This window comes from Allobosea sp. CER48 (genome assembly GCF_044752385.1).
Taxonomy (GTDB): domain Bacteria; phylum Pseudomonadota; class Alphaproteobacteria; order Rhizobiales; family Beijerinckiaceae; genus Allobosea.
The window spans coordinates 1-2,387 of record NZ_JBIWYK010000462.1 but is presented as its reverse complement, the minus strand read 5'-3'; the positions used below and the strand labels follow the sequence as shown (position 1 = coordinate 2,387).

Genomic DNA, 2,387 nt, shown 5'->3' with positions numbered 1-2,387 from the left:
GGCCGCCGCCGCGCCCCGCGTCTGGGCCCAGGCAGCCGCGCCGGCGGCCCCGACCGGGCCCTTCTCGCTGCCCAAGCGCGCCTATGAGGCGAACGCCCTCGAGCCGCATATCGACGCGGCGACGATGGACATCCACTACAACCGGCACCACGCCGCCTATGTCGCCGCGCTCAACAACGCCGCCAAGGACAATGGCGTCATCGCCAAGGCCTCGGTCGGTGAACTGCTGGCCGACCTCAACCAGTTGCCCGAGAGCGTCCGCACGCTCGTGCGCAACAATGGCGGCGGCCATGCCAACCACACCATGTTCTGGGAGGTGATGGGCCCCGGCGCCGGCGGCGCGCCGACCGGCGAGGTCGCTGCGGCGATCACCCGCGACCTCGGCGGCTTCGACAAGTTCAAGGCCGATTTCGAGGCGGCGGGCCTGCGCGTCTTCGGCTCGGGCTGGGTCTTCGTCACCGTCGATAAGGACGGCAAGCTCGCCCTGCTCGCCAAGCCGAACCAGGACAGTCCGATCATGGAGAAGCAGGTGGTGCTGCTGGGCAACGACGTCTGGGAGCACGCCTACTACCTGAAATACCAGAACCGGCGGGCCGATTACCTCAAGGGCTGGTGGAACGTGGTGAACTGGGCGAAGGTCAACGAGCGCTACGCCGCTGCCAAAGCCGGCAAGCTCGCGATCTGAGGCCAGCAGCCCAGGCATTCTCGGGCGGAGCCTAGCTTCGACCCGAGAATCTCTCGCAGCACAGGGCGCCCGCTCCTTCCTTGGCGAGATGCTCGGGTCGGAACCGGCATGACGGCCGAATGGATTAATGCCCGGCCTTCGCGCCGCGCGTTCCCTCGCTGAGCTTCGGCAAGAACCAGGCGAGCAGGCCCATCAACGGGATGAACGAGCAGATCTTGTAGACCGCCTCGATGCCGAGAATGTCGGCGAACTCGCCGAGCAGCGCCGCCGCAAGCCCGCCGAGCCCGAAGGAGAGCCCGTAGAAGAAGCCGCCGACAAGGCCGACGCGGCCCGGCAGCAGTTCCAGCGCATAGATCAGGATCGCAGCGAAAGCGCTCGACATGATCAGGTTGATCAGGATCGTCAGCACACCGGTCCAGAACAGGTCGGCATAGGGCAGGATCAGGGTGAAGGGCAGCGCGCCGAGGATCGAGAACCAGATGATCTTGTTGCGGCCGATCCGGTCTCCCAGCATGCCGCCGCCCAGCGCACCCGCCGCCGAGGAGGCGAGGAACAGGAACAGCATAACCTGCGAGTTCTGCACGGTGATGCCGAACTTTCCGATCAGGTAGAAGGTGTAGAACGAGGTGAAGCTCGCGGTGTAGGCGTTCTTCGAGAACAGCAACACGATCAGGATGGTGATCGCGAAGGCAACGGAGCGCTTGCCCGGCCGGGCGGGGGCCGCGCTCGCGGCCGCAGGGCGCGCCGGCCGCGCCTTGTCGAGCCGGGCATAGCTCGCCGCGGTCCAGATCATCAGGATCATCGCGACCAGCGCGGCCGCCGAGAACCAGGCCAGGCTCCCCTGCCCGCGCGGCACGATGATGAAGGCCGCGAGAAGCGGCCCGAGCGCGCCGCCCGTCTGCCCGCCGACCTGGAAGATGCCTTGCGCGAGGCCGTGCTGGCCGCCGGAGGCATTGCGCGCCATCCGCGTCGCTTCCGGGTGGAAGATCGAGGAGCCGATGCCGACGCAGGCTGCCGAGAGCAGCAGCAAACCATAGCTGCCGGCATAGGACAGTCCGATCAGCCCGGCGAGCGTGAAGCCCATGCCGACCACCATCGAATACGGCATCGGATGCTTGTCGGTATAGAGGCCGACGGCCGGCTGCAGCAGCGAGGCCGAAACCTGGAAGGTCAGCGTGATCAGACCGATCTGGCCGAAGTCGAGCCGATAGGATTCCTTGATGATCGGATAGATCGCCGGGATCAGCGACTGGATCATGTCGTTGAGCAGATGCGTCACGCTGAGGACGATCAGCACCGGCATCATGGCACGTTGCGGCAGGGAGGCGGCTGGCGCGCTAACGGTCATCTCGGCAAGTCCCGCAGCGCCCCGGCAGGCCGATTCCCGCCTCGGGGCGCGGCCGAAGGCTCTAGACGATCCCCGGCCGCGGCACAATTTCGTGAGCCGGCGTCACGGCATTGCATAGGCTGCATGGGGAACTGCCCCTCAGCTTCAACCGCGCGGCGTCAGGCTGGCGCGTCCGCCGTGTCGCGTCGACCACGCCACCGGGTCGGCAAGGAAGCGCTCGATCTCGGCGCGGTCCTCGCGGGCCAGCCGGCCGCCGTCATCCGCGGCCAGCACGTCCGCCCAAGTCGCCAGCGCGTGCAGGGTGAGGCCGGCCTCCGCCAGCCGCTCCCCGGCGCCGGGAAAGGCGTCGTGGTA

The 2,387-nt window shown here is 67.7% G+C and carries 2 protein-coding genes and 1 pseudogene; 1 reads left to right on the top strand and 2 read right to left on the bottom strand.

Translation table 11 applies throughout. The annotated features are described in order from the left end of the window. Positions 1-685: superoxide dismutase (locus tag ACIPIA_RS14380; protein WP_400510530.1), on the top strand; the 685-nt coding region annotated here is incomplete at its 5' end. A 124-nt stretch (positions 686-809) separates the two neighbouring features. Here ACIPIA_RS14380 and ACIPIA_RS14375 read toward each other — a convergent pair. Continuing rightward, on the bottom strand, positions 810-2,033 hold the full coding sequence (locus ACIPIA_RS14375) for an MFS transporter (protein ID WP_400510528.1): 1,224 nt from the start codon (positions 2,031-2,033) through the stop codon (positions 810-812). Between the two features lie 144 nt (positions 2,034-2,177). Beyond that, positions 2,178-2,387, bottom strand: a pseudogene (locus ACIPIA_RS14370) (orotate phosphoribosyltransferase); the annotation flags it as partial.